This is a genomic window from Streptomyces sp. NPDC056347 (assembly GCF_042262625.1).
Lineage (GTDB): Bacteria > Actinomycetota > Actinomycetes > Streptomycetales > Streptomycetaceae > Streptomyces.
Map to the genome: position 1 here is coordinate 1 of NZ_JBHJQP010000021.1, position 23,925 is coordinate 23,925.

A 23,925-nucleotide genomic window follows, 5' to 3' on the forward strand; every position below is an offset into this window, starting at 1 on the left:
GAGCGGGATATGCCCCGGCAAGCCGGGGCATAGAGCGCGAATTGCGCAAGCGCAATTCGGATTCCGGCGCAAGCGCCGGAATGGAATTCCGTAAACGAAATTCCGGACGGAATGCAATTCGCGCAAGCGCGAATTGGAGGCGACCGCGCAAGCGCGATCACCGAGGCTGGCTATGAGGGGAGGTGCATCACGCGCGGGACTGTGTAGGGCCTGGGGTTCCTGCCCACTGCCCCGCAATGAGAGTGACGGACCATCGGTCTGACGGAGTGCCGGCCCACCCGCAGTGACGGGCTCCGCTGCGCTCCACCCGAACCCCTCCCCCACTCTCGAAACCGGCCGCTCACGTTTACCAATACCCGGCCAGCATACCCCATGAACTGTACGTGCGGGGCAATATTCAGCCAAGTATCAGTCTCCAGGGGGAAGCTGTCGCGTGAGTGATGCATCACGGAAGTTGGATGTGTAGAGTCTGGTACCAGACACCATCACCCCGGCTCGCCACTCATCGCGCCGGACTCTCATTCCTATTACGCGTCGCATTCCGCGAAAAGGAGAATACGGGAATGGCCGTGAAACTGCGTGAACATCAGATTGAGGCCGTAGCCGCCATCGTGCGCGGCCTTGATATTCCGCCGGGCGGCATTCCCTGGAATGGCTTGCGCGGGCAGGTGAATGCTGCGTGCGGAACGGGAAAGACCATCATCGCGGCGGCCTCCGCAAAGCGGATCGTGCCCAAGGGCCGCATTCTCGTGGTGGTGCCGACCCTGGATCTCCTGGCGCAGACCGTGAAGGCGTGGAGCGGCGCCGGGCACAAGGGGCCGGCCGTCATGGTGTGCTCGCCGCTGGACGACCCGGAGCTGTGGCACCTGGGCGTGCGGAGCACCACCAACCCGGTGCAGCTGGCGCTGTGGCACTCCACGGGGCCGGTGACCATCTACGCCACCTACCACTCCCTGCCCGTGCTCACGGAGGCATTCGAGGGCACCTACGGGCAGAAGCTCGCCCCGGTGGACCTGGCGGTGGTCGATGAGGCGCACCGGACCAGTGGGTCGATGGGGAAGGCGTGGGCGGACATCCACGACCAGACGAAGATCCCGGCGCACCGCCGGCTGTACCTGACGGCGACGCCGCGGATCTGGGAGGAGCGGCTGAACAGGGAGGTCGCCGAAGGGATGCGCGACCCGCTGCCGCGCGAGATGGCGGCCTCCATGGACGACGAGAAGGTCTTCGGGCCGGTCCTCTACAAGCTCTCGCTGGCGTCAGCGGTGTCGCGGAAGCTGCTGGCGCGGTATCAGATCATCGTCCTGGAGCTGAAGGACCCGGTCGTCACCCCGGAGCGTCTGATGGGCGAGGAGCGGCACACCGAGAAGGTCCGTGGGGAGCGCCTGGGCGCCCTCCAGGCGGCTCTGCTGCACACGATGGAGCAGCACAACCTGTCGACGTGCATCACCTTCCACCACCGGACGATAGAGGCACAGGCGTATGCGGAGGGCCTGGAGCGCGTGGCCGAGCGGCTGCACGCCGACCAGCCCGAGAAGTACCCGGCGACGGTGTGGGCGGATTGGCTGTGCGGGGAACACGTCCCGGAGCGCCGGCGGGAGGTGCTGGGCAAGTTCGGCTCCACCGCCCGGCGGGCCGTGCTCTCCAACTGCCGTGTTCTTGGGGAGGGGGTGGACATCCGGGCCGTGGACTCGGTGGCGCTGCTGGACCCCAAGGGGGCGCCGCACGACATCGTGCAGGCGATCGGCCGCGCGCTGCGTCAGAAGCCCGGAGAGAAAAAGCTCGCTTCTCTGATCGTGCCGGTTTTCCTTCAGCCCGGTGAATCGCCGGAGGATATGTTCACCTCCGGTTCGTACCGGCCTTTGGTGAAAGTTCTTGAGGGTCTGCGGGCTCACGATGAAGAGGCCGTGGAATTGCTGGCGATTCCGCAGGAGCCGCAGAAGGACATGGTGCAGCCATCCGAATACATCGGTCCGCCGCCCGAGGACGGCGAGGAAGAATCCCGTCTGCTGCTGCGTTTTGCGGCCCCGCGTGATCCGGTGATGGTCGCAAACTGGGTCAGCTTCAATGTGATCGACACGGAGCGGCAGGACTGGGCGCGCGGCTGGGCGGCCCTCAAGCGCTTCGTCGACCGCGAGGGGCACGCCCGGGCGCCGTACGGGCACAAGGAGGGCCCGTTCCCGCTCGGGGCCTGGGTCGCGGAGCAGCGACGCGCGTACGGGGCGGGGCAGATGACCGGCATTCGTGCCCGCAGGCTGGAGAAGCTGGGCATGGTCTGGTCTGTCGCGGACGAACGCTTCCAGGAGAACCTGGAGGCCGCGAAGGCGTACTACGAGCTGCACTGGACGCTCTGTGCTCCCCGGTCCGCGACGATGCTCGACCGGCCGATCGGGCAGTGGCTGTCCAACTTGCGTCGTCCCGGTGCGCTGGACGGGCACCCGGAGTGGAAGGCGGCGCTGGAGGCCGTGGACGGGGACTGGAACCCGTCGTGGTCGGCGGAGTGGCAGCGGCACTACGCCGCACTACGCGAGCTCGTACGCGACGAGGAGGGCCCGGCAGAGGTCCTGCCCGGCTTCACCGTGCACGGGATGGACGTGGGCAAGTGGCTGGCCCGGCAGAGGAAGTCCGAGGTGTGGGCTGCCCTGGCGGAGGGACAGCGCGAGCGCCTGGAGGCCGTCGGTGTCACCCCGCTCCCCGTGACCGTGCTCCCGGAGCTCCCGCCCGGGGCGGGGACGACCGTGCCCGCGAAGGCGCTGAGTGCCTTCGAGAAGGGTGTGGCGGCCCTGGCGCAGTACAAGGCCCGCACCGGCTCCGTGAAGGTCCCCAGGGGCCACGTAGAGACGCTGCCGGACGGGACGGAGGTCAAGCTCGGAGTGTTCCTGTCCAACAGCAAGAGCCGCCGGGCCAAACTGACCGTCGACAAGCTCCAGGCGCTCGCCGAGCTCGGGCTGGAGTGGGCGGCCACGGAAGGAGCAGCGTGATGGGCGCGAGCGACCAGGAGGCCCCGGAGCAACGGGTGCAGGACGCCGGGCGGCGGCACGCCCGCACCAGGGCCTTCGCGGAGGCGGAGGACGTCATCTCGGCCGTGCTGTCCGACCCCGGCGTCCAGGAGGCGCGGGAGCGGGTGGAGGCGGCGGAGACGGAGCTCGGTATGGAGCTGTGCGCCCGTCTCCAGCCGTTCCAGGACCGCTACGACCACGCCGTGGTGGAAAGGCTACGCGGACGGGCTCGCCGGGCTCTGTCCGGGCAAGCACGGCCGCTGGGGCCGGATCTGTGTCCTGCCCGACGGGCACGAGACCTCGATGGAGGAACCGCACTGGGGCCGCACTAGCGAGAGCCGGCCGATCGCGTGGGTGGGCAGCGCACCTGACGACTGGTGAGCGGCGGCGAGAGGAGCGACAGGACCCCGAGCGCACGGGCGCTCGGGGTTCTTCGCTGCCCGGGGCCAGCGGCACCGTCCCCAGGACCTACACGCACTGGGGTGCGATGCCCGGGGGTTCTGAGCCGCGAGCATCGCACTGGTGTGCGTGTAGGTCCTGGGATCTTCGGGGTGCTCCCCCGGCGAACTACGGGGTGGCCGGGGCGGGTTCGGTGAGGCGGTCCAGTCGGGTGTAGAGCGACCGCACGATCCTGGCGCGGTTCTGGACGCAGCGGGCGGTGCCGTTGAGCGGGGCGGACAGGCGGCCGTCGGCTTCGCGGAGGATGAGTTCGGCGAGGGCGCCGCGGCCGTCGCTCTTGGGCAGGGCGGCGGCGAGGCGCTGGACGTCGGCGGCGACCGCGCGGGCGTGGCCGGTGAGCTGGAGGGCGATCTGTTCGTAGTCGCGGGGCGCGAGGTCCGGGTCCTTCCACACGAGGACGGCGGTGACGAGGGCCTCGTGCGGGGCGCGGTCCAGGGGCAGTTCAGCCTCGATCAGGCCGTCATGGTCGTGGAGCACGACGTGGGTGTCGCTCATTGGGCGCCCGCCGCGTCGTCGTCCTGGTCGTGGTCACCGAGGTCGGCGTCCGGGGTCTGGGCGGCGAGGAAGCGGGCGTAGCCGCGGTCGGCGCGGGCGATCAGCGCCGGGGAGGGCTGGCCGAAGGCGGGCGGCTGGAGACCGCGGTCTTCCGGCTGACGGAGGCGAGCGGCATCACGGCCAGGAGGTGACGGAGCTGGCCGCGCATCGCCTCGGGGCCGGCGGTGCGGTAGCGCAGGACGGACTCCTCGAGGAGGACGACGTAGCGGTGGCCGCCCTCGTAGAGGAACCGGGAGCGGGCGACGCGCGCGGCGACGTCGTCACCGCGCCGCGCAGGTGGAGAGCGGCCAGCGTGCTCCCCTTACAGATCGACCACCAAGAGTATTGGATCAACTACACACAGATACTGTTTGGGGTCTGTGCACTCCTCGCTCATGGAGTTGGTTCCTATGCGTATGTGCACTTTCACGCGAGCCCTGGCCGTCGGCGCCCTCGCCGTCCCGGTTCTGATCGGCTGCGCCGGCCTGGCTTCGGCCGACGAGGGCCTCGACGCCAACTGGGGCAACGGGCAGTTCGTCGCGAACCAGAACGGCGCCGGACTGGCCGGCGCCGACTCCAGCGTCAGCGCCGACGGCATCCAGCACTCCGACTTCTGGGTCTGGTCCGACGACAGCGGTGTGTCCGGTTCGTTCACCGGCTCGGGCGCTACCTGGAACAACGGCTGAAAGGGTGATGCCTCGCGGGCTGGCACGCGAACATCGCGTGGATCGCCGCGGGGTTCTTGATCGAGTGCATAGGGGGTACGGCAGGTTCACCAGCTCGCTGCTACAAGGGCTGTGCTTCGGGTGGCCAGGAGGAGGCAGCGAGCCTCGCGAGGGAGGAGAGTGTGGCAGGGGTCATGCCGACCTGGCGAGCGAAGAGCAGGAGATCCTCGTCGTCCTCTGAGCAAGGTCCGAGAGCCTCGAGGACGAGGTTGCCGAGTTCCAGTCGTAGTCTCTGCTGCTTTTGCACGAGAGCTTTTCCCTGGCGGACCATGCCTTCCCAGACGGCGGGGTCGATGTCGTTGATCGCGGGAGAGTCGTGCATCGAGGACGCCTCCTTGCTGCCGTGCCGGATCGTCGACTCCAGCATCCCTCTCTCGGCGTCCCAACGGCAGCGACAGCCACTGTTCAGATCGTGGTAGTGCTCGGCGGGGGTAGATTTGTTTGTAGGTGGCACTCGCGGCTGTCGCGGGGTGTTGTTGCTTCCCACAGCCCAGGAACGGGCAGCGGGCCGGGTGTCAGCTCGATCGTGTTCACGGGTGAGGAGGCTCCTCGTGGCAACCATGACACTTCCCACTGGCTATACGAAGGCCGAATGGGAGCCGATCGTCCGCAAGGGCCGGAAGCTGGTGAAGCAGAAGTCCAGCATCCAGTTCTCGCTGGGTGATCTCGTGATCGAAGCGTTGGAGGGCCATCCCCGGCGCTGGGGCGAGGTCGGCGAGGTCGTCGAGCTGCTGGCGCACCAGATCGGCATCAACTCGGCGACGCTACGAAACCACTACGAGATCGCGAAGCAGTGGCCCGAGGACAAGCGCCGCACGGACGTCTCCTACTCCGTCCACAAGGTGCTCGCCTATGTCCGAAGCCGCTACATCATGATCCAGAAGGACCCGTACGACCCGATCTCGAAAGAGAACCGCTGGACTGAGAATGAGGCCCAAAAGGTCGCAAACCATAACTTTGACACCCCGAGCAACAAGGAGGAGCGACTGGCCAGGACCCGTCGGCTCCTGCACAGCGACGAGGACGCGGCCGAGGTCGTCAAGGAGATGATCACCCGGCCCGAGGTTCGCAGTCGAGTAGTGGCTGACCCGCGGTCGCGCAACATACTGCGGGAAGCTCACCGCGAGCACTGGCGGCAGGTCGACGAGGAGCTCGAAACCGAAGCCGAGCTCGCGCCCGCCGAGGACGCCGAGGAGGTCGAGGAGTTCGTCGAGGAAGAGGAACCGCTGGTCAACTACAAGGAGGCGCCTCTGGAGATTCTGCGACTGATCGGGGCGTTCGCGTCGTTCTTCGTCTCCCTGCAGCGGATCATCCCCGAGATCCACGCCCAGGACTACAACGAGGAGACGAAGGCCGCGGTACTCGACAACGTCCACAAAGCGCGGATGCTCCTCGACTGGTGCGAGAGCGCCGTCAAGACGGGCCGTACCGACATGGACAAGGCATTGGCGAGCCTGCTGGAGGACGAAGAGGGCGAGTAACCGTGGCCACATAGCGCCGCGGGGAGGCGTGCGACCTTGGCGAGGAAATCCTTGGCCGGGTGGCCAAGGCCGGTGACAGCGGTCTTTCTCGAGAAGAGGCCATGGGGCGGCTCACGCCCACCCGGTTCGAGCAGGGCAAGACGTGGATCCGCGACCACCCGCCGCCGAGCACGACGAAGATCGTCCGGAACGGTCGCTACACCATGACGAGCATCAAGGACGAAGAAGGCGAGCAGCTATGACGACGACGCGCCGCCAGGCGGCGCACGACAGTGGAGAGGACATATGGAATCGGGTGGTCGGTGCCGGTGACGGCGGCCTTCTTCGGGAGGAGGCCATGGGGCGGAACACGCCCGCCCAGTTCGAACGGGGCAAGGCGTGGATCCGGGACTACCAGTGCGGGAACGAGAAGACCGGGTTCGTCCTGGTCCACAGCCACTATGCGGCGACGAACAACGTCGACATGAACAAGCTCTACGCATCGGCCCGGTTGCACAGCTTGTACAAGTCGGTCGTGCGCGTTTACAAGTGCGCCCTCGCGAATCTCCCGCCGGAGGCCCAGAGTGACCTGTCGATCATGGTGTTGCTCAAGACGTGCGACGACATCTTCCGTGCGATGAAGTTCCTCGACGAGGCAGGATTCTCGGCGGACGCCGCAGCAAAGGCCATACAGGAGAAACCCAAGGCATCCACGTCATCGGCAAGGGGCCGCAAGACGTCGGGGGCCACCAAACGGCGCTGAACCCGAAGCGCACGGGTCGGGCCCACAGCAAGGGTGGGCCCGACCCGCTAACGTCGAGAGTCACCGCGGCAACCGGCCCCCGCAACCCGGGGTCAATATTGCGCACGGCAGGCTGGCGGCAGGAGTCGAACGCACACCACGTTCCTGCGCGAGGCGGCCACCTGATTCGCTCTGGACCGCACTGAAGGGCGGGATATCCGTGGTTGCGGCATCCAGCCGGAGCCGGACGAGGCGCACCGGGTGCCCCCGCGCTCTTGTGCCGTGATCTCGGCGATCAGCACCGGGCCGACGAGTGTGGCGTGCGCGGCGTGTTCGGCCCCAGAATGGCCGCCTCACCGGCGCGGCGGCATCGCACTGGAGTGCTTATAGGCTCTGGGATCTTCGGGCCGCTCCCCCTTCGCCAACTACGGTACGGAGCGTGGGGTGATTGCCTTCGTCGTGGCTGGTCAGACGTCGCTGATACGGGGCCAACCAGCCACTGGCACGAGGGCGGGACAGCTGCGGTTCAGCTCAGGCGGCAGCTGAGGAGCGCGAGGCCGGCTGCCGCCGCGCGGTGCTGGTAGGGGCGCAGTCCGGGGGCGCCGGGGGGTGCGGGCTGGCGGGCGTTGCGGTGCCAGTGGCCGGTGAGCGCGGCGAGGAACGCTGTGGTGGTCTCGGGGCTGCTGGCGGTGGCGGGGTGATCGCGGAGCAGCCGGGCGACGTCGGCGGGCGCGTGTCCGGCGAGGATGAGCTGCGGGGCGAGGGAGGCGGTGTCGATGCAGGCCGGGCCTGTGGTGGCGTGGGCCCAGTCCACGAAGGTCACCCCGAGGTGGTGGTCGCGGACCATGTTGTCGGCGCGCAGGTCGCCGTGGACGATGCGGTCGCCGTGGGCGAGGCCGGGCCAGGCCGCCTCGAGTTCGGCGAGCTGCTTCAGGCGGTCACGGGCGGCGGGGGCGAGGTCGGCCGGCGGATCGGCGAGCAGTTCGTCCCAGCCGTGCAGGGCCGCCGTGGTGGAGGGTGTGCTGTTCACCGCTGCGGTGTAGGAGGCTGGGGCGGGGCTGGAGGTGAGCTTGTCCAGCAGCGCCCAGGTCTGTTCGGCATCGGCGGAGGGCGGGGAGAGGTCGGGGTGCGGGCCGTCCAGGTGGGCGATGACGACGGCGGTCCAGTCGGCGGCGCGGTGGATGCCCAGCAGGTCCGGGGCCGGGGCGCCGGGCGGCAGCGAGCCGAGGACGGCGGCCTCGTGGACGTTGGCGTCGGTCAGCGGGTCGTCGTCGGGGGCCGCTTTGACGAAGGCCCGTGTGCCGTCGGCCAGGGTGAGCGCGGCGGCGAGCTGGTGGCCGAAGCCGCCGGGCGGGGTGACCGCGTCGGTGACGGGCGAGCCGAGGGCGTCTTCGAGGCAGGCGCGCAGCAGCGCGGGGACGTCGGTCCATTGCAGACGGCCGCTGGTGGGCGGTACAGGCATCGGGGTAGCTCTCAGAGGTCCGGGGAATGGGTGGCGGGGGGATGGGGTGCGCGCCGAGCCGGACCGCGAGTCGGGCTGAGGAACGAGGTCCTCAGTGCTCCAGCTCGACGCCGGGCGCTCGTCGCCGCATCACGCGCATTCGCCTGTGTCCTCTGAATCAGAAGTGCAAAGGGGCGCCCGTCGGGGCGCCCCTTCACTGTAGTGGCCCGGTTGGGTCATGTGCTGCCGATTAGGGGCAGGTGGTGCAGCAGGGACGGCCCAATGCTGGCGGGCTCGGGCAGGAGGTGATCGGCCCCGGCGGCACGCAGGGCGGCGGGAGGGTGCCAGCCCCACACGGCCTTGGGACTGGTGGGCTCGCATGTTGAAGTGCCACGTCTTCCTGCCAGGGTCACCCCTGCGGTCACCCTGGGCGACGGCCGATGATCCTCGCTCTGACCACACTCTGGCGTGCTCTCCTGGAGTCACTTATCATCCGAGAACTGATTGAGGGCGTGACCTCGCGGCTGCGCGGACCCGTGACGGTCCGCCGCTTCCCAGGGGTTACACCGTCTCAGCCAACCATCGTGCTTCGGTGGTCGGGCTGAGACGGCATGTCTCGGAACGGCCACCCTCACAGAAGGATGTCGGCCGTTGAGTTCCGGACCTTTGACGCGCCTCTTGCTCGTCGCCCTGGCAACTGTCCTGTCCCTGCTAGTCGCAGTCATCGCCGGTGTGCTGTCTTGGGCAGCGGACGGAAGCGTGCCACGTGCAGTGCTCTGCGGTGGTGGGGCCTTCGTCGTATGGATGACCCTCTCCATCTCGCTGTACTCAGTTCTGGGCCTGCTAGACAGAGGCGTCGAGCAGGGATGATGTGCAGCTCAACCGACTGGGGTGCTCCTCGTACTCTTCCCTCGGTGAGGTCGGTCCTCGCGTCACCGTGAGTGGTCGCCGGGGGTGTATCGGGCCCAGGTTCCTCCGGCTTCGGTGACCAGGCGGGGGGGGCTGTCTTGTCGTGGTAACCGAGAGCCTTCGCGATGACGGGGCCGGGGCCTGGAGGACGAGTTGGCGGATCGCGGAGGTCCTGCCGCGCTGCGGCGGGACGCCGATCTTCCGCAGGTGGACTTGGAGGCTGACAGGGTTCATCTGAGGCTGGTCACCGTAGAGGCAACGGATCGGGAGGCCCGGCCCGGCGCGGCGCACCGACGGGTGGCGGGCGGGCGTTCGAAGCCGCGGCCGGCGCGCGCCGCGCTCGCGCTGAAGTGGGCTACATGCTGTCGTTCTCCAGGGCGTACAGCTCGTACGGAACGGTGGACCCGTCCTCGGTGTACCGGTCGGATGTGCCGACGCGGGTGAACCCGGCCTTGGCCAGGACGCGGCCGGAGGCCGGGTTGTCGGGGTGGTGCATGGCCTCCAGCCGGGTCAGTCCGGCGGTGGTGAAGGCGAGGGCGGTGACCTGTTGGGCGGCGTGGGTGGCGTAGCCGTTGCCCCAGGTGTCCTCGCGGAGGATGTAGCTGATGGTGCCCATGACCGGGGTGCGCCGGCGCAGGGCGATCAGGCCGATCAGGTCGCCCTCGTGGAGGATGCCCCAGGACCACTGGGCGCGCGGGGTTTCGGCGGCTCGGGCGAGGGCTGCCCGGATCTTCTCCTGGGCCTGGTCGAGGGTGAGGGGTTTACCGGTGGTGTGCCGGACGGAGGCGCCGCTGTAGATGCGGGTGAGGTCGGGGGCGTCATCGAGGGCCAGGGGGCGCAGGGTCACCATGCGGCGGTCAGCTCCTTCGCGGTGGGCCGGTCGGCGGGGGTTGGGTGCCAGGCACGCAGTGATGGCTTTCTCGAATTTGGGGAACGGCCACGGCCGGACCACGCGCGGCGCGGTGGGTGGTGCCCTTGGCGATGGCAGCCAGCTTCTCCAGTCGGTCGGTGGTGTCGTCGTAGGCGACGGGGCAGTGGCCGGTCCAGCACCAGAAAAGGGAGGTGCCCAGGCTCCAGTGGTACTCGCCCCGTCCGGGCGGAACGGGTGTGGTGCCCTGCCGCGCGCCGCGCACCCGGGGTCGTTTGGTCCCGTCCGGGTGCGCGGCGGTCTCAGGGGGTCTTGGCTGGCTCGGGGGCAACGCTGACCAGGCGGTCCAGGCGCTCGTACAGGGCGCGTACGAGGCGGGCGTGACGCTGGGTACAGCGCGCGGTGCCCTCCGCTGGGACGGACAGGCGTCGGTCGGCTTCCTCGAGGACGACGTCGGCGAGGACGCGGGCGGCGTGGTCTTGGGGCAACAGGTCCGCGGCGCGGCGGACGTCGGCGGCGACGGCGCGGGCGGAGCCAGTGAGCAGCAGCGTGATCTGCTTCAGGTCCGCAGGCGGCAGGCCGGGGTCGCCGGTCCATCCCAGGACGGCTTTGACCAGACCCTTGTGGAGCTCCCGGTCCAGGGGTAGTTCCGCTTCGAGGCGTCCTTCGGGGTCGTGGAGAACCACGTGTGTGCTGCTCATCGGTGCCTCGCCGGGTCGTGGGTCGCGGGCGGCACGGTCTCGTTTGTCGGACGTCGACCGCATCCTGACCGTATGAGAGGACCCGATGCGGTAGGACTGACCGTGAGTACGGGTTTGGGTGTGCAGGGCAGTCAGGGGGCAGGCCGGTATGGGCAGGCCGCGACGAATGTCAGCAGGTGTGGTGACTGGCTTCGTGCTGCGTCTGATCCGCGAGTCGGTCCCGTGCACGCAGGCCGCCCTGGCGGAGGTTCTGGGCGTGGACGTGGACACGGTGCAGGGCTGGGAGTCTGGGCGGCGCCCGCTGGCGAACATGCGGGCCGGGGCGCTGCTGGAGCTGCGCAGGCGGCTGCCGGCGCTCGGTGCGGACGTGGCGCTGGTGCCGTGGCTGGACGCGGCGATGGACGCGGACCGGATCATCGCGACCGGGCTGGTCGGCGAGGTCGGCGGGCCGCACCCGCTGGCCGGGTGGGTGCACACCCGGGACACTGCGCACATGCTGGCCTGGGCGCTGAACGGCACGGTTCCGCCAGCGCTCGCCGGACGCTTACCCCGGCCCCGGCGCGGTCCGGTCGCCGTCGCACCACGGCTGGCGGCCGCGGACCGGACGGTGTTCTTCGACCATCTGCGCGGCACGACCGAGGCGGCGGCCCGGCAGGGCGAAGGCGGGGTGCTGCTGCACCGCCAGGCGCTCTACCTCGCCTCGTACGACCACGGGCCGGACGCGGCCGCGTGGACCGCGCACACCCTTCACCGGCGTCGTGACGTGCTGGCCCGGCGGGGCTGGACGCCGCATTGGGCGGAGGCCCGGTCCACCGCCACGGCGCTCGCCCGTCTCGGAGATCCGCAGCCGCTGCTGGACTTCATCGACCGCGCCCTGGCCGACGACGACACCGCTGAGGCCGCGAACCTGAACTATTGGGCGCTGTGGCTGGGCGCGTTGGCGTTGCCGCAGCCCAACGACGCGTTCATGCGGGACCGGGATCTGTCGGGCTGGGATCCGGTGACCCTGCTGCGGGGCCTGGCCCGCGGGCTGCACCTCGCGCCCGGCTACGTCGACCTGTACGCGCACTCACTGTGGGCGCTGCTCATCGCGTTCCCGTGGCTGCCGCAGGCGGCCGGGCAGTTGGCCGGCCCGCTGCGCGAGCGGACCGGTCAGCTCCTGGACGGGGCAGCACTCTCGGGAAGATCTCGGCGCGAACTGGCTCATGTCCACTACGTTTTCGACCATAAACGCTGACACCGGAGGACCGCATGGCTGATGACACCACCAGGGGCACCGCGAGCTTCATCTCCGAGATGGGCGTGCTCAAGCGCGTCGCACGGACCGGCTGGTGGTTCACCGGCAACAAGGCCCCCGAGTCCGTGGCGGAGCACTCCTTCCGTGTCGGGGTGATCGGCTCGGTGCTCGCCATGATGGAAGGCGCCGACCCGGCGCGGGTCGCGCTGATGTGCCTGTTCCACGACTCCCAGGAGACCCGGATCGGGGATATCGCGCACATCGGCCGGAAGTACATCAGGGCCGCCCCGAACAGCGAGGTGACCGCCGACCAGGTCGCCAACGCCCACCCGGCAGTCCGTAGCGGGGTACAGGGCGCGGTCGACGAGTACGAGGCCGCCGAAACACCGGAGGCGATCGTCGCCCGCGACGCCGACAAGCTCGAATGTCTGATCCAGGCGGTGGAGTACCGGGAACAGGGCTACAGCCTCACCCAGAACTGGATCGACACCAGCCTCGCATCGCTCAAGACCCCGTCCGCGAAGGCCCTGGCCGACGCCGCACTGAGCATGGACTCGCTCCAGTGGCAGAAGAACTTCCTGCCCTAATCGGCACCGTCCGCAGCGAGGCCTCCCGGCAGCGCCGGGGGCCTCGTGCTGTTCCGCGTCCGATTGTTGAGGCGCCGCCGTTCGTGCCTTGCTTCACCACGGTCACCCTGCGTCGGCACGCGCGGCTTCTACCCGCCGAAGACCGCGGTGTACGCCTGCTGTCCTTGCTGGATGGTCGTGGTCAGGGCGGCCGATGCGGCGCCGATCTGGGTCAGTCGGCCCATAACGGTGTCGTACGCCGCGCGGACACGTCCGGGCTGGGCGGTCTCGCTGCTGGCTTCCTCATCGAGGACTTCGGCGTCGCGGATGAGCTCGGCCTGCTGCACAGGATCGAGGCCGTAGGTCGGGGCGAGCTGCTGGACCAGGGCCGCGAACTCGCGCATGACGCCGGGGTCGAAGGCGTGGTTGTGGTTGTGCTGCTCGACCTTGCCCTGGGATCCGGCAACGATGTTGGTGCCGTTGATGCTGTAGTAGTCGCCAGGGCGGGTTCGGTTGAGGTAGTCGCTCACGGTCGCTCCAGAAAGTACGCAGTCGATGCCGTCAAGGGTGATGGTGACGGTCTTGGGTTCGGTGTTGGCTTCTTCGACGAGTCCGGAGTTCGTCAGGCGCGCCAGGGCGTAATCCAGTTCCGTTTCCGACAGGGCGCCGCCAGCGAAGTGCGACTCGTCGGTGTCCAGAAAGGCGGCCGGGCTCGCGGGGCGTTGGTCGTGTGCGGTGGCGTACAGCCAGCGCAGGAAGGCGTCGGTGGCGTAGCGGTGCCGGGCGGCGGGTGCGCTGCGCAGTCGTGCGAGGCGGCGCAGTTCTACTCGTCCGTCGGCGGTCACCCTGTGACAGTCGGGCAAGCCGAAGGAGCCCATGGCATCGGCCAGGCCGTCCCGTTCCAGCTCGGCGGCCAGGACCGCAACGTCCTCCGGAGGCGTGCCCGAGTGCTCGGCGTAGTCGCCTTGTTTCCCGAATCGGCTTTCAGGCAGCTGGCCCAGCCAGATCAGGTAGCGGACCAACTGCGGGTCCTGCTCGATGCCTACACCCACGCCGGAAATTCCGGCCGAGGTAGTGAATCCCCTGCTGCCCAGGGGGACGGTGATCGGGTACTTCTTGAAGGCCCGCTCGTACGCCTTGTTGATCTCCTTCACGTGCTTCTCGATCGCACGCTGATCGATCTTACTGCTGGCCATTTCGTCCCCTTCGCGACGTACTGGCTGAAGCGTAGTGAACGGTACTGACAGGGCATGGTCTGCTCTTGGGATTGGCCTGGCCGAGTGAGGCGGGGATGCGGCTTGTCCCACGTACGGCCGTGGGGGTCGCGGCAGCCCTACCGTGCGGGGCATGGACTTCCCCCCTATGCCCGAGCCGCTGCGCCGGGCGATCCACCAGCTGGTCTCCGAGGGCGTGCAGAACTGCCGGGAGGTGCTGCGGTACACCGAGCCCGACCAGGCCCACACCTGGAAACGGATGACCCTTTACCGGGCCACGGACGCAGCGGACACCATGAACATGCTGGCCATGCTGATCGCCGCGTATAGCCAGCGCACCGGCACGTCGAAGGACACGCTGGAGTCGTATCTCCAACTCTTCCAGCAGCGTGACCGGGCCGCGGGACCAAGCGAAGGCGAGTGGGCGCATCTGGCGGGTCTGCTGGGAGAGGACGCGCCTGCCAGCGTAGGCGAGGCGGCGAGCTGGCCCAGCATGCAGTTCCACAGCGGCCGGACTCATGCCGAACAGGCGAAGCAGCTGGAGGACGACCCGCAGAAGCTGTTCACCGAGGCGTGCCTGCACGGGCTGAAGGCGAAGCTGTGCGACGACGTCGACTCGCTGGACAGCTATCTGCCACCGCAGGTGGCCGCGATGGCCCGCCGGGTGGCCGAAGTCCTCGAAGTGCCGGAGCCGGCCACCGCGTGAGCCGCAGAACGGAAGGGAGGGACGCCAATGTCGGCGTCCCTCCCTTCCGTCACCTCCCGGCGGGCTCGTAGGTAGCGAGCGTCGTGACGGGCCTGGAGGCCGAACGCGAACCTCTGCGCCCCGGCATCCTTTCCGTCACCGATGCCTCGCCCTCCAGGGCCTGTTCCCCGGTCTGTGCTCCCTTGCTGCGGCGTAGCACCGCCTGGGCGTACAGGCCCTCCAGTTCACTGGCCTGAGCGCACAGACTGTCGGGTGTCGAGCCCGGGTAGTCCTGGAGAATCTTCCACCCGCTGTACCAGTGGGCGCTGTCGACGTTCGCGGGAAGGACCAGGGCGGCGGCTTCGAAGGCGGCGAGTTCGGCGAAGCTGCCCTGTCTCTCCTTTGAGAGGGAGGCCAGCCAGATCTTCAGTGCCGCGGCTTTGCGGGGGCGGTCGCTGAAGCGCGCGCTGAGCTTGCGAAGGCGTTTGGCGTGCTGGTGCAGGAGGAACGTGCCGAGCTGCGTGGCCAGAGCGCGGGCGCGGACAGCCTCGCCAGGCGTGAAATAGCGGCCCAGTTCGGTGAGTTCCTGATCGCGAAGGTCTTCAGAGGGCTTAGTGTGCACGACCCCGTATTGTGCTCCGCCTGACTTCCGACTGCAGGCAGCGCCACACCCCATAGAGCCGGGCCCCGGGGATGTCATGGCTGATTCCCCGGGGCCTGTGGTGTGTCCGGCGCTCGGGTCAGCTCTGGATGTCGTCCGGGTCGGTGAGCCAGGTGACGACGTCGGCGTCGGTCATCCAGATCGTCTGCGTCGTGTGGGCCTCGCCGTGCTGGATGACGTGCCCGCGGCCCCGGTGCTTGCTCGGCTTCGGGGCCGGGTCGGCGAGCGGGGCGAGGCGCTGCCAGGTGGTAGCGGAGACCCGGGCCAGGACGGCCGAACCGGACAGGGCCCGGTCCGGCCGGTTCGGCATCAGCTGGCGTCGGGCTGCGGGACGGCGGCCCACGCCGCGGCTTCGGTCTCGCTCAGGTGCAGGACCTGCGTGGGGTGGGCGGTGGAGCGCTGCACGGTGTGAAAGCGGCCCGGGTGGGTGCTGGCCTTGGGGACGGTGGCGATCTGGGGGGCCGCCTGGCTCCAGGTGGGGGTGGTGACCCGGCCCAGGAGCACGGTGGAGAACTGCTCGCGTCCCAGCGCGGCGCTGTAGCTCTGGGCGCCGGCGAGGATGTGGATGCGGGCCTCGCGCCCGGCGAAGAGGAGTTCCTCGTACGCGTTCACGGCCGGGGACGTCTTCGGCTCGCCCGCCTGGCGGACCTTGTCCCAGTGGCGGGCCAGCTGGCGCAGGGTGTGGCCGGCGGACTCGAACACCACCGCCAGGTGCGGCAGGTCGACGGTTTCGCCGTGCTCGTCGACATGGCGCGTGAGTTCGGCGCGGAGGCCGATGAGGGCGTCGTGGATATCGGCGATGTCGCTGCGATACGTCACCCCCGGCAGACCGTGCGCCCACGTCTGGGAGATGCGCTTGGTGTCGAGGACCAGGACGTCTCCGCCGTGGTGCAGGAACTGGGCGGCCAGGGTGCGCAGGGCGGTGGAGGTGCCGCCGCCGGAGGCGGAGCAGACCAGGACGTGCGGTTCGTTGTCCAGGTCGACGCAGAGCGGCTGCCCGTCGGTGCTGCGGCCGATGAGGACCTGAGAGGCGGGCAGCCCTTCGAGCTGCTCGCGGACGCCCGGGTCGGTGAGGCGCAGCTGCTGCGGGACGATGCTCTGCTTGGTCTTCCACATGGCGGGGTGTTCCTTTTCTGTGCTGTGCCTGGTGAGCTGGGTGTTCTCCGGGCGGTGGTGTCGGCTGGAGCGGCCTGGGCCGTTCAGTCGAGGTCGGTGGTGCCGGTGGCGGCGCGGGGCCGGTTGCGGGCCCACTTCTTGAGCTCGCCAGCGCGGTAAAGGAGTTCGGCGCCGCGCTTGTCGACCGGGGTAGGGAAGGTCGGGTCGTTGGCGCGGGCGAAGCGCAGCGCGGCCAGGGTGATGCCGGGCAGGTGGTGTTCGGCGGCCTCACGGAGCCCCACCGCCTGGTCCTCGTCGACCACGGCCGGGACCGGGGTCGCCGGCGGCGGTGCCGTGGCGTCGGCCGCGAGCTCGCCGGACGGGGGAGCCGGGTTCCGGGCGTCAGCGGACCGGCCTTCGTCCGCGGGCGGCTCGGAGACGGGCGGGAGCTCGCCCGTGCTGGGCGGGGTGTCGGCGGGCGGCTTGTGCAGCTGCACCGGGGCCGGGGCGGAGCCGTCGGCGGCCGGCTTGCCGGTGGTGGCCCACTCGCGGGCTTCGGCCTCGGTGAAGAACAGGACCTGCGTCTCGCGCGCGGACCCGCCCGAGACGACCTGGGCGCGGCCGCGGCGCTTGGTGGACTTCGGCGCCGGATAGACCTCGGGGGCAAGCATCCGCCAGGCATTGACGCTGTACTTGGCGAGGATGCGCGTGGAGAACTGCTCGCGGACCTCGGGCCCGCCGAGGGCGCGGGCGGTGGCGGACTGCGCGACCAGGAGGACGTGCATGCGCAGCTGGCGCCCCATGTAGAGGATCTCGTTGAGCGCGTCGACGGCCGGGGAGCCCTTCGGGTCGCCGGACTCGCGGATCTTCTCCCAGTAGCGGGCCAGCATCTTCATCGTGGCGTTGGCCTCTTCGAGGAGGATCAGCAGCCGGGGGCCGATGGCCTTCGGGTCGGCGTCGATGCCCAGGTCGTCGGCGACGCGGGTACGGCGCCGGCCTTCCATGCCGAGGGCGATGAGCTGGTCGTGGATGTCGGCGATGTCGCGGCGGTAGGTGACGCCGGGCAGGCCGGACGCCCACGGGTGGGAGATCCGCTTGGTGTCCAGGACGACGACGAGCGAGCCGTGGTGGAGCATCTGGCAGGCGATGCACCGCAGGGTCACCGACTTGCCGCCGCCAGTGGAGGCGTTGACCAGGATGTGCGGGGACTCCGCGTCCAGGTCGACGGAGACGATCTGCCCGCCGGCACCGAACCCGATGATCGGCGCGGACTCCTTGGCCTTGGCCACCAGCTCCCGCGTCTTGGGGTCCTTGAAGAGGACCTTCGCCGGAGGCTTGCGGGTCTTCTTCACCCGCACGTACGGCTTGCGGCCCTCGGGGTGCCAGTCGAACGTCACGCCCTCCAGGGCGAGCTTCTGAGTGATGAGGTCGGCGACGACGTCGCGGGAGAAGCCCAGATGCCGGGGCAGGTCGATGCGTATCTCCGCGTCGTCGTCGCTGAAGTTCTTCGGGACGTGGAGGTAGCGGCGCGGGTCGGTCTGCTCCGCCAGGCCGAGCGGCCGGTGGATCGCGTCGTGCAGCGGCTGGACCCACTCGCGCATCAGCTCCCGGCGCTCACGGGTGAGGACCATGTACGCGGCGCTGCCCATGGTCAGGACGGAGGCCGCGCCGATCCCGCCGGGCTCCAGCGCGGCGAGCGCCGCCTCCCGGTTCTCCCACAGCTCCTGAACGGTCCGCACGGTGGCGTCCAGGTCCTGGGTGGCCAGGTAGCCGCTCTCCGCGACGCCCGCACCGAGGGCGAGGCGGAAGGACAGCCGGTGCCACCCGGGCTTGTAGGAGCGGCGCCGGACCTTGCCCTCCACCTTCGGCAGGACTCGGGTGCCCGCGCGCCAGAACGTGGCGTCGGTGCGCTTCACCCCGTCCAGGTCCCGGCCGGCCAGGACCCTGCCGATTCCGCGCGCGAGGGAGTCAGCTTCCTTCTCCAGCTGCTTGTCGAACTTGGTTTGTGCCATGCTGTTGAACGCCCTTCGTGCCGGGTGTGCGGGGGCGCAACAGTGCCGCGAGAAGCGGACACCCACGCCGGACACGGACGCTAGAGCGATCACCCTGTGGACAGATTCCGCTGAGATCGGGCCTGATCCGGCCGATCACCGGACGGCTGTGGTGAGGGTTCCTACGCTCCGATCATGAACTGGACGAATGCGCTGGCGATCTTCGGTGCCGTCACCGGGGCCAGCGGCCTGGGCTGGCAGATGTGGAGTCACCACCTCACAGGCGGCCGGGTGGAGGTCTTATCCACCCGGCTCAAGCGGGAAGGCCGGTGGTGGGTGCGCACTGATGTCTCGAACGTCGGCCGCCTGGACGTGACGATCGTCGGCTACTCGGTCTGGCGTGACATCCCCGGCCATCGCCTGAAGCGGGCGCTGTGGCGGCTGCGGGCCATTCAGCGCGTGGGTTGGAAGAGGGCACGGCGTACCCAGATGCTGTTCAGCCCGTCGGTGCACTTCGCGGCGCCGGTGCAGGTCGGCAACGAGGCTGAGCGCATCGAGCTGCCGTTGGTCCTCAAGGCCGGCTCTGTGGTGTCGCTGCCGCTCATTGGGTTGGATGTGCCCAACCGAATAGGCCGGCAGCTTCGGGTCTCACTGCACCTGGGCACCGGCCGCATCATCCGGGCCGATGTCCACGACGCCGACGCCTTGGAGCCCCTGCGGATCGACTTGGACGAATACACCGGCGACTGGTCCTTGCGCATCGGCCCGCCGACGACCGACTGACCGGACACGAACCCCGGGCTGGAATGGTTCCGGCCTGGATTTCTCGCCGCACACCTGCCGACGGCGCGGCCGGTACAACGGAAAGTCTGATTGATCTACAGGAGGGGGACGACGATGACTGCGGGCGATGCCTCCCAGCGGGCTACAACGTACGAGCGGATGGCCGTCGGCTGGACGAAGAAGGCGCAGGAAGGCCACGCGGGTGCGGCGGAGTTGGCGCAGACGTTTGCCGCGCTGGCGATGTCCGCGCGGATGGAGCACGTGCAGTGGCGCATGCGGGTTCTCGGCGACCAGCTCGAGGACGTGAAGAAGTCGATGGACGGTCTCCGCCGCAAGCTGCCCGAGCGGTGACGTCCTTCAGCCGGCAGCGGCGGTGCTTACCGTGGGGTCGTGACCACTTCCTCCGATGACGCGGCCAGGCCGGTGCCGGTGCGCGTCGTGCTGCCCGCCGACCCTGTACTCGGGCACCCGGAACAGGAAGTCGTCGCGCGGCTGTGGAAGCGGCGGCAGACCGAGACGGGCTGGCTGTACCTCGTGGGGCTGCCGTCGTACCGGGATCTTGAGGACGGCGGCGTGGAAGCCGCGGAGTACCGGGTGTGGGTCCGGGCTCCCGGCCATGTGCGGCCGGTCGACGGCGTCGACTACGACCAGGTCGCCACCGAGCACCTGGAGCCGTCGCCGGGGTCGGTGGTCCGCGAGGTCCTCGGGGACCACCGGCCTTCGGGCTGGGTGCTGGCGAAGGTGCGTGAGGGCCGGGGCCCGGCCCGTGGTGTGCTGCACGCGCCGGACTGCGAAGAGGCACCGCAGGGCGCGCCGCTGCTCGATGTGGAGCACGCGCTGAACGTCGCGGAGAACCCCGGGACACGGCTGTGCACGTTGTGCGGGTGCGCTCAGGAACTGACACCGCTGTTGCGTGGCTTCGATCAGATCTCCGACTCCTGACACTGCGTCCGACCCTCCACTCACCCGTAAGGATCACGCGCTCCAGTTTCTCGGACGCCTGCCTCCCGCTGCCCGTACGGTCCGCTCGGGCGCGGCCGCCCGTGCCCGCCTGGAGGGGAGCAGACCATGACCGACGTCGCCACCGAGCTGGGGGAGACCGACGAGCCCGGGCAGAAGCTGGACTGGGACGAACGCTGGATGAAACTGCTGGAGCGCATCGAGCCTCACGCCGCTTTCCCGCTCGCGATGCTAGGCATGTTCGGCCTGTTGGCCACGCTGGGTGTTACGGGCACCCAGCTGCACGACTGGCTGGAACGGGATCAGGGGATGCGCGGCGCCTCCGTTCCGGTGACTGTCCTTCTCTTGGGCGTGGTCGTCGTCTGGTCGGGCTTTCTGCCGTTCCGAACGGATCGGCACTTCGTGATCGACACCCCTGCCCTGACCGCGTACGGCATCGTCTTCTACGGCGTTCACTGGGGCATGATCCCCGCCGTGCACCCTCAGACCGTCCCGTGGTGGATCTGGCACACCGCCCTGATCACGCTGCTGTGCGCGCTCCTGCCGGCCCTGCCCGGCGCGGTCGTGGCCCTGATCGACAGGAGCCCCGATCCGACCCCGGCGAAGTAGGAAGTGGGCCATCGGCCGCTGGTCGCTGCGCGCAGTGCCAGGACAACCCGCGCCGCTCGCGACCCGCACGGAAACCGGATCTGGGCATGCAGTCCGTCTTCGGGCTTGCGACTGTTGGTCAGGGTGATCCGGTGAGGATGAGGGCTCCGTCGTCGGTGGCCCGGCGTATGTCCCTCACCTGAAGTGGCGGCGAGGCGTAGAGGAGTGCGCCATCGCGGTACAGCCGGTACTGGAACTGCGCCACCTTCTCAAGATCCCGGCGCTGCTGCGGGTCGGCATCGGGCAGCACCAATTCGACGAACCCCCGCCCGTCCTTCAGCACCCCTTGGACGGTGATCGCGCCCACCGCGGTGAACGACGTTCCCGCCGCGATCAGGTCAACACGGTCGCCATGGATCGGGCGAGTGCCAGGAAAGCTCATGCGGAACCCTTCAGGGGAATCGACGCGATCGGCTCCCACTTGATCGTCGCGCCGTCGTGCCACTGCTCCACGAGGTGAATGCGGTCAGCGCGCACCGTGTGCGACAGAGGCTCCTCGATGCTGGCCAGCGCTTCCCGAAGGTCGACGGGGTTGATTGTCTCGGAGCCCGGACCGGTGTAGGCGATGGACATGTGGGGGTAGCGGCTGGCCGCCGGCTGGAAGGCGGTGTGCTGCTCCTGCGTGAGCTGGGTGATGCTGCCCACCAGGCGGGTGAACGGCGTTCCGGGCCAGCCGCTGATCTCGATCGCGACGGGGCCAATGGCCGGTCTGTCGAAAGTGAGCGTGAACGGCTCCATCTGCTGGACGTGTGCGCGCGCGTCCCTCACGAGCGCGCCGACGTCGACGTCGGCGGCGGAGAGGCCGACCGCGTGCAGGAGGGTGCAATGGAGCCACTCACTCGGCACCCGGCTCAGCCCCGGCCGTGAGAACACGGTCTCGGGGTAGGACGCGAGCAGCTCGTCTGCCTCGCTCGCCGCCGGGAGGATGTGCCAGTGCAGGTCACGCCGCCCCACCGGCCATGCCTTCGCCACCCGCTCGAAAAAGTTCTCCACCCGCATCCTCTCCCCCGGATCTTTCGCCAGAGCCTGCCACCTTCCACGCACCCCATGTACCGGATTCGCCAAGGAACATCAGGTTCAAGGATGGACTCGCGCCAGATAGTCCGGCCCCTCCTGCCGGGCGGGAGGGCTTGGCAGGGTCCTCCCGCCCGGCAGGCGTCAGGCGCAGGGCAGACGGTCGGGGACGGGCCAGTCGATGCGTACCCCGCGGCGGATCAGCGCGGTGAGGCTGTCGACCCGGCAGGCGGGCGGCTGCTCCTGGGCGTAGCGGAGCAGCGCCCGGTGCACGCCGTCGCGCAGCTGGGCGTCGGTCAGCGTGGGCGCCTGCTCCTGGAGGTCGTCGAGGAGCTGCGCGGCGCGGGCCGCGCGGGACAGCGCGGCATCCGCGAGCGGTCCTTCGGCGAAGCCGTTGCGTACGGACAGGCCGGGCTCGATGAGGGGCATGGTGGCGTTCCTTTCCGCCCGGTCGCGCCGGTCTCCCGGGTGGAGACGCGGTCGCGGGACCGAGCGGGCGGAACGTAGAGGACCGGATTCGTTAGCGTCGCGTCCTGCGCCTACCGTCGACGCCCGAACAGGCCGCGCCCCTTCTTCGCCTCCGCTTCGGCCGCCGCGCGTTCGGCCTCTTCCGCCTCACGGTGCGCCACCCGCTCAGCCTCCGCCCGGTCGACGTCCTCCTGCCAGCACGGCCCGCACAGGTCGTCCCCGTCGCTCCGCCACGAGGTCTGGATGACCGACTGCCGGCGTTCGTCGGTGAACTTCGTTCCGCAGCGGGCGCACACCGGCCGCCGCGCCTCGCGCTCCGCGGCCTTGCGCTCCGCCTGCCGCCGGCGGTTCTGCTCCTCCTGCACCCGGTACAGCCGCTCGCCGTCCGGGTTGTCCAGGGCCTCGGACAGCGCCTGCCACTCCTGACGCCCGATCCTGCGCCACACCTTCCCCGCGGCCCCGGCCGGGTCGGCGGTGATCCGCTCCAGCTCGGTGACGACCACGGGCACCGCCTGGTGGTAGTCGACGGCCGTGAACCCGGCCCACGGGTACGGGGTGCCGGCGAAGTAGCGGCGCGCGGCCTGCTCCAGGCGCCGCATCCGGCTCTTGCGCTGCGCGGCGGTCTTCCCCGTGAACACGAACGCCACCGGCGGATAGCCCTCGCGGCCGGTCGCCGGGTAGATCCGCGACCACAGCCGGAAGTCGTGCACCACCGCACCCCTGGCCGCCTTCTCCTTGATCGGGTCGGCCTTCGGCGCCAGGAGCTCGAACCAGTCGGTGTACCGGCGCAGCTTGTCCACCAAGTCGTCGACGGGCTCGGTGACGCGGTCGACCTCCAGGAGCATCGCGGGCACCCCGGCGTCCGGCGCGCGCATCGTCAGGTCGGCGTACTGGGTGTACCCGTACGGGAGCTTGTGGGCGATCTCCGTCTGCCAGGACAGCGGGGTGCCGTACCCGGCCCCGGTAAGCACGGCGGCGGTCGAGGTGACGGCGGCGGCGTGTTCGTCGTAGCCGTCGGATTCCACCGGCTGGCCTTCGTCGTCGTACTCCAGCTTGCGCAGCGCGGAGACCCGTACGTTCTTCGACAGCAGCACCTTGGCTTCCTTGTGGCCCTTCTCGGTGAGCACCCATAGCTGATGTCCGGACTCCAGTCGCGTCTCCACCCGGACCAGGCCCGTCTTCTTCAGTGCGTTCAGGGTGTCCCTGGTGATCCGGTCGTGCCGGTCGGTGGGGCGCAGCATCCGCCAGAGCTGATCGGCGGTAGCCCGTTGGAAGATCCCCAGAGCCTTCAGCACTTCCTTGCGTCGCACTCCGGTCGGCTTCCAGACCTGTGTCGACCTAGAAGGGTTGTCGAACGCGTCGTCCGGCCTTGACTTCCGGGGCTGACCTGCGGATACGCGCCGGTCAGGCGAAGTGGCCGTGGAGGGGGCGCTGGAGGGGCCCGTGGAGGGGGCCTGCGGGACCTGGTCCAGGTCGCTGGCGGGCGCCTGGCCGGGCACGCTGCGAAGGGCTTGAGCGGGGCGGGGTGTGTGGTCGGCGGGCACGGTGTCCTCGGTTTCCCCCCGGCCTGCGGGCCGGGTCGGCAGTCGTCCGGCCCGCACGCGGACGTGCGCACGGGCCGGGGCCACCGTGAGGAAGCACCCCTTGACCGTCGTCTGACGGTCAGCAACCACGGGTGCCCGATTCCTCCTTGACCACCCCCATGTCGTGCGGGTTTGTCCGTGACCAGCGCCACATGCGGTGGCACCGTCTCCGCGTGCGCGTC

The 23,925-nt window shown here is 69.6% G+C and carries 28 protein-coding genes and 1 pseudogene; 14 read left to right on the forward strand and 15 right to left on the reverse strand.

The window, feature by feature from the left end; translation table 11 throughout:
• Window positions 1–563 precede the first annotated feature (563 nt).
• Together ACFCV8_RS07820 and ACFCV8_RS07825 are read left to right on the forward strand one after the other, a co-directional pair.
• A complete protein-coding gene (locus ACFCV8_RS07820) occupies window positions 564–2,981 on the forward strand; it encodes a Helicase associated domain protein (protein WP_376684389.1) in 2,418 nt (805 codons plus the stop codon).
• The gene (locus ACFCV8_RS07825; protein WP_376684390.1) at window positions 2,981–3,331 is read left to right on the forward strand and encodes a hypothetical protein; all 351 of its coding nucleotides are present in this window, start codon (window positions 2,981–2,983) and stop codon (window positions 3,329–3,331) included. Before ACFCV8_RS07820 ends, ACFCV8_RS07825 begins: the two co-directional genes overlap by 1 nt.
• Before the next feature lie 235 nt (window positions 3,332–3,566).
• Here ACFCV8_RS07825 and ACFCV8_RS07830 read toward each other — a convergent pair whose 3' ends face one another.
• The gene (locus ACFCV8_RS07830; protein WP_376684391.1) at window positions 3,567–3,953 is read right to left on the reverse strand and encodes a restriction endonuclease; all 387 of its coding nucleotides are present in this window, start codon (window positions 3,951–3,953) and stop codon (window positions 3,567–3,569) included.
• On the opposite strand from ACFCV8_RS07830, the gene ACFCV8_RS07835 reads away from it, so the two are divergent.
• Window positions 3,953–4,144, forward strand: a complete 192-nt coding sequence (locus ACFCV8_RS07835; RefSeq protein WP_376684392.1) for a hypothetical protein — start codon at window positions 3,953–3,955, stop codon at window positions 4,142–4,144. The genes ACFCV8_RS07830 and ACFCV8_RS07835 overlap by 1 nt on opposite strands.
• Here ACFCV8_RS07835 and ACFCV8_RS07840 read toward each other — a convergent pair.
• Window positions 4,108–4,269 (reverse strand): annotated as a pseudogene (locus ACFCV8_RS07840) (Scr1 family TA system antitoxin-like transcriptional regulator); the annotation flags it as partial. The gene ACFCV8_RS07835 and the pseudogene ACFCV8_RS07840 sit on opposite strands and share 37 nt — an antisense overlap.
• A gap of 133 nt (window positions 4,270–4,402) precedes the next feature.
• On the opposite strand from ACFCV8_RS07840, the gene ACFCV8_RS07845 reads away from it, so the two are divergent.
• Window positions 4,403–4,678, forward strand: coding sequence for a hypothetical protein (locus ACFCV8_RS07845; protein WP_376684393.1), 276 nt, complete (start codon window positions 4,403–4,405; stop codon window positions 4,676–4,678).
• 100 nt (window positions 4,679–4,778) lie between these two features.
• Here ACFCV8_RS07845 and ACFCV8_RS07850 read toward each other — a convergent pair whose 3' ends face one another.
• Window positions 4,779–5,084, reverse strand: a complete 306-nt coding sequence (locus tag ACFCV8_RS07850) for a hypothetical protein (protein WP_376684394.1) — start codon at window positions 5,082–5,084, stop codon at window positions 4,779–4,781.
• A gap of 193 nt (window positions 5,085–5,277) precedes the next feature.
• On the opposite strand from ACFCV8_RS07850, the gene ACFCV8_RS07855 reads away from it, so the two are divergent.
• From ACFCV8_RS07855 to ACFCV8_RS07865, 3 genes are read left to right on the forward strand one after another with little or no spacing between them, the layout of a single operon-like run.
• Window positions 5,278–6,198 carry a DUF6192 family protein gene (locus ACFCV8_RS07855; protein ID WP_376684395.1) on the forward strand — a complete coding sequence of 307 codons (921 nt, stop codon included), beginning with the start codon at window positions 5,278–5,280 and terminating at the stop codon, window positions 6,196–6,198.
• Window positions 6,199–6,257: 59 nt separating this feature from the next.
• Window positions 6,258–6,440: a hypothetical protein gene (locus ACFCV8_RS07860; RefSeq protein ID WP_376684396.1), complete on the forward strand. Its 183-nt coding sequence runs from the start codon at window positions 6,258–6,260 to the stop codon at window positions 6,438–6,440.
• A complete protein-coding gene (locus ACFCV8_RS07865; protein ID WP_376684397.1) occupies window positions 6,437–6,940 on the forward strand; it encodes a hypothetical protein in 504 nt (167 codons plus the stop codon). Before ACFCV8_RS07860 ends, ACFCV8_RS07865 begins: the two co-directional genes overlap by 4 nt.
• Window positions 6,941–7,445: 505 nt before the next feature.
• Here ACFCV8_RS07865 and ACFCV8_RS07870 read toward each other — a convergent pair.
• The 3 genes from ACFCV8_RS07870 to ACFCV8_RS07880 form a co-directional block, all read right to left on the reverse strand.
• Complete coding sequence (locus ACFCV8_RS07870; RefSeq protein ID WP_376684398.1) at window positions 7,446–8,381, reverse strand: phosphotransferase family protein; 936 nt, start codon at window positions 8,379–8,381, stop codon at window positions 7,446–7,448.
• Window positions 8,382–9,624: 1,243 nt separating this feature from the next.
• Complete coding sequence (locus ACFCV8_RS07875) at window positions 9,625–10,119, reverse strand: GNAT family N-acetyltransferase (RefSeq protein WP_376684399.1); 495 nt, start codon at window positions 10,117–10,119, stop codon at window positions 9,625–9,627.
• Between the two features lie 320 nt (window positions 10,120–10,439).
• Entirely contained in the window at window positions 10,440–10,838 is a 399-nt protein-coding gene (locus ACFCV8_RS07880) for a DUF6415 family natural product biosynthesis protein (RefSeq protein WP_376684400.1), read from the reverse strand.
• A 181-nt stretch (window positions 10,839–11,019) separates the two neighbouring features.
• Between ACFCV8_RS07880 and ACFCV8_RS07885 the strand changes: the two genes are divergently transcribed.
• Together ACFCV8_RS07885 and ACFCV8_RS07890 are read left to right on the forward strand one after the other, a co-directional pair.
• A complete protein-coding gene (locus ACFCV8_RS07885; protein WP_376684401.1) occupies window positions 11,020–12,075 on the forward strand; it encodes a helix-turn-helix domain-containing protein in 1,056 nt (351 codons plus the stop codon).
• A 14-nt stretch (window positions 12,076–12,089) separates the two neighbouring features.
• Window positions 12,090–12,662 (forward strand): HD family hydrolase, encoded by a 573-nt coding sequence (locus ACFCV8_RS07890; RefSeq protein ID WP_376684402.1) that lies wholly within the window; start codon window positions 12,090–12,092, stop codon window positions 12,660–12,662.
• 128 nt (window positions 12,663–12,790) lie between these two features.
• On the opposite strand, the gene ACFCV8_RS07895 is transcribed toward ACFCV8_RS07890, so the two are convergent.
• Complete coding sequence (locus tag ACFCV8_RS07895) at window positions 12,791–13,837, reverse strand: hypothetical protein (RefSeq protein WP_376684403.1); 1,047 nt, start codon at window positions 13,835–13,837, stop codon at window positions 12,791–12,793.
• A 151-nt stretch (window positions 13,838–13,988) separates the two neighbouring features.
• Here ACFCV8_RS07895 and ACFCV8_RS07900 point away from each other — a divergent pair, with 151 nt between their 5' ends.
• The gene (locus tag ACFCV8_RS07900) at window positions 13,989–14,561 is read left to right on the forward strand and encodes a hypothetical protein (protein WP_376684404.1); all 573 of its coding nucleotides are present in this window, start codon (window positions 13,989–13,991) and stop codon (window positions 14,559–14,561) included.
• A 49-nt stretch (window positions 14,562–14,610) separates the two neighbouring features.
• Here the strand turns inward: ACFCV8_RS07900 and ACFCV8_RS07905 are convergent, their stop codons facing one another.
• The 4 genes from ACFCV8_RS07905 to ACFCV8_RS07920 form a co-directional block, all read right to left on the reverse strand.
• A complete protein-coding gene (locus tag ACFCV8_RS07905; protein ID WP_376684405.1) occupies window positions 14,611–15,162 on the reverse strand; it encodes a hypothetical protein in 552 nt (183 codons plus the stop codon).
• 118 nt (window positions 15,163–15,280) lie between these two features.
• Window positions 15,281–15,511, reverse strand: a complete 231-nt coding sequence (locus ACFCV8_RS07910) for a hypothetical protein (protein ID WP_376684406.1) — start codon at window positions 15,509–15,511, stop codon at window positions 15,281–15,283.
• Window positions 15,511–16,317 (reverse strand): hypothetical protein, encoded by an 807-nt coding sequence (locus tag ACFCV8_RS07915; protein ID WP_376684407.1) that lies wholly within the window; start codon window positions 16,315–16,317, stop codon window positions 15,511–15,513. The genes ACFCV8_RS07910 and ACFCV8_RS07915 overlap by 1 nt, the downstream gene beginning before the upstream one ends.
• A gap of 83 nt (window positions 16,318–16,400) precedes the next feature.
• Window positions 16,401–18,308 (reverse strand): helicase HerA domain-containing protein, encoded by a 1,908-nt coding sequence (locus ACFCV8_RS07920; RefSeq protein WP_376684408.1) that lies wholly within the window; start codon window positions 18,306–18,308, stop codon window positions 16,401–16,403.
• A gap of 174 nt (window positions 18,309–18,482) precedes the next feature.
• Here ACFCV8_RS07920 and ACFCV8_RS07925 point away from each other — a divergent pair, with 174 nt between their 5' ends.
• The 4 genes from ACFCV8_RS07925 (at window position 18,483) to ACFCV8_RS07940 (ending at window position 20,639) form a co-directional block, all read left to right on the forward strand.
• Window positions 18,483–19,070 (forward strand): hypothetical protein, encoded by a 588-nt coding sequence (locus tag ACFCV8_RS07925; RefSeq protein WP_376684409.1) that lies wholly within the window; start codon window positions 18,483–18,485, stop codon window positions 19,068–19,070.
• A gap of 114 nt (window positions 19,071–19,184) precedes the next feature.
• Window positions 19,185–19,421 carry a hypothetical protein gene (locus ACFCV8_RS07930; RefSeq protein ID WP_376684410.1) on the forward strand — a complete coding sequence of 79 codons (237 nt, stop codon included), beginning with the start codon at window positions 19,185–19,187 and terminating at the stop codon, window positions 19,419–19,421.
• Window positions 19,422–19,460: 39 nt separating this feature from the next.
• Window positions 19,461–20,012 carry a DUF6233 domain-containing protein gene (locus ACFCV8_RS07935; protein ID WP_376684411.1) on the forward strand — a complete coding sequence of 184 codons (552 nt, stop codon included), beginning with the start codon at window positions 19,461–19,463 and terminating at the stop codon, window positions 20,010–20,012.
• Between the two features lie 126 nt (window positions 20,013–20,138).
• Window positions 20,139–20,639, forward strand: a complete 501-nt coding sequence (locus tag ACFCV8_RS07940; protein ID WP_376684412.1) for a hypothetical protein — start codon at window positions 20,139–20,141, stop codon at window positions 20,637–20,639.
• A 118-nt stretch (window positions 20,640–20,757) separates the two neighbouring features.
• Here the strand turns inward: ACFCV8_RS07940 and ACFCV8_RS07945 are convergent, their stop codons facing one another.
• From ACFCV8_RS07945 to ACFCV8_RS07960, 4 genes are all read right to left on the reverse strand, one after another.
• Window positions 20,758–21,060, reverse strand: a complete 303-nt coding sequence (locus ACFCV8_RS07945; RefSeq protein ID WP_376684413.1) for a hypothetical protein — start codon at window positions 21,058–21,060, stop codon at window positions 20,758–20,760.
• Window positions 21,057–21,671, reverse strand: coding sequence for a 2'-5' RNA ligase family protein (locus ACFCV8_RS07950; protein WP_376684414.1), 615 nt, complete (start codon window positions 21,669–21,671; stop codon window positions 21,057–21,059). Before ACFCV8_RS07950 ends, ACFCV8_RS07945 begins: the two co-directional genes overlap by 4 nt.
• Window positions 21,672–21,836: 165 nt before the next feature.
• Window positions 21,837–22,121 (reverse strand): hypothetical protein, encoded by a 285-nt coding sequence (locus ACFCV8_RS07955; RefSeq protein ID WP_376684415.1) that lies wholly within the window; start codon window positions 22,119–22,121, stop codon window positions 21,837–21,839.
• A gap of 110 nt (window positions 22,122–22,231) precedes the next feature.
• Window positions 22,232–23,470, reverse strand: coding sequence for a replication-relaxation family protein (locus ACFCV8_RS07960; RefSeq protein ID WP_376684416.1), 1,239 nt, complete (start codon window positions 23,468–23,470; stop codon window positions 22,232–22,234).
• Window positions 23,471–23,925: the final 455 nt, after the last annotated feature.

Excerpts from the sequence above, each read along its gene's own strand:
- ACFCV8_RS07820 (WP_376684389.1), top strand. The coding sequence starts at position 564 with ATGGCCGTGAAACTGCGTGAACATCAGATTGAGGCCGTAGCCGCCATC.
- ACFCV8_RS07825 (WP_376684390.1), top strand. The coding sequence starts at position 2,981 with ATGGGCGCGAGCGACCAGGAGGCCCCGGAGCAACGGGTGCAGGACGCC.
- ACFCV8_RS07830 (WP_376684391.1), bottom strand. The coding sequence starts at position 3,953 with ATGAGCGACACCCACGTCGTGCTCCACGACCATGACGGCCTGATCGAG.
- ACFCV8_RS07845 (WP_376684393.1), top strand. The coding sequence starts at position 4,403 with ATGCGTATGTGCACTTTCACGCGAGCCCTGGCCGTCGGCGCCCTCGCC.
- ACFCV8_RS07850 (WP_376684394.1), bottom strand. The coding sequence starts at position 5,084 with ATGCTGGAGTCGACGATCCGGCACGGCAGCAAGGAGGCGTCCTCGATG.
- ACFCV8_RS07855 (WP_376684395.1), top strand. The coding sequence starts at position 5,278 with ATGACACTTCCCACTGGCTATACGAAGGCCGAATGGGAGCCGATCGTC.
- ACFCV8_RS07865 (WP_376684397.1), top strand. The coding sequence starts at position 6,437 with ATGACGACGACGCGCCGCCAGGCGGCGCACGACAGTGGAGAGGACATA.
- ACFCV8_RS07870 (WP_376684398.1), bottom strand. The coding sequence starts at position 8,381 with ATGCCTGTACCGCCCACCAGCGGCCGTCTGCAATGGACCGACGTCCCC.
- ACFCV8_RS07875 (WP_376684399.1), bottom strand. The coding sequence starts at position 10,119 with ATGGTGACCCTGCGCCCCCTGGCCCTCGATGACGCCCCCGACCTCACC.
- ACFCV8_RS07880 (WP_376684400.1), bottom strand. The coding sequence starts at position 10,838 with ATGAGCAGCACACACGTGGTTCTCCACGACCCCGAAGGACGCCTCGAA.
- ACFCV8_RS07890 (WP_376684402.1), top strand. The coding sequence starts at position 12,090 with ATGGCTGATGACACCACCAGGGGCACCGCGAGCTTCATCTCCGAGATG.
- ACFCV8_RS07895 (WP_376684403.1), bottom strand. The coding sequence starts at position 13,837 with ATGGCCAGCAGTAAGATCGATCAGCGTGCGATCGAGAAGCACGTGAAG.
- ACFCV8_RS07900 (WP_376684404.1), top strand. The coding sequence starts at position 13,989 with ATGGACTTCCCCCCTATGCCCGAGCCGCTGCGCCGGGCGATCCACCAG.
- ACFCV8_RS07910 (WP_376684406.1), bottom strand. The coding sequence starts at position 15,511 with ATGCCGAACCGGCCGGACCGGGCCCTGTCCGGTTCGGCCGTCCTGGCC.
- ACFCV8_RS07915 (WP_376684407.1), bottom strand. The coding sequence starts at position 16,317 with ATGTGGAAGACCAAGCAGAGCATCGTCCCGCAGCAGCTGCGCCTCACC.
- ACFCV8_RS07920 (WP_376684408.1), bottom strand. The coding sequence starts at position 18,308 with ATGGCACAAACCAAGTTCGACAAGCAGCTGGAGAAGGAAGCTGACTCC.
- ACFCV8_RS07925 (WP_376684409.1), top strand. The coding sequence starts at position 18,483 with ATGAACTGGACGAATGCGCTGGCGATCTTCGGTGCCGTCACCGGGGCC.
- ACFCV8_RS07930 (WP_376684410.1), top strand. The coding sequence starts at position 19,185 with ATGACTGCGGGCGATGCCTCCCAGCGGGCTACAACGTACGAGCGGATG.
- ACFCV8_RS07940 (WP_376684412.1), top strand. The coding sequence starts at position 20,139 with ATGACCGACGTCGCCACCGAGCTGGGGGAGACCGACGAGCCCGGGCAG.
- ACFCV8_RS07945 (WP_376684413.1), bottom strand. The coding sequence starts at position 21,060 with ATGAGCTTTCCTGGCACTCGCCCGATCCATGGCGACCGTGTTGACCTG.
- ACFCV8_RS07955 (WP_376684415.1), bottom strand. The coding sequence starts at position 22,121 with ATGCCCCTCATCGAGCCCGGCCTGTCCGTACGCAACGGCTTCGCCGAA.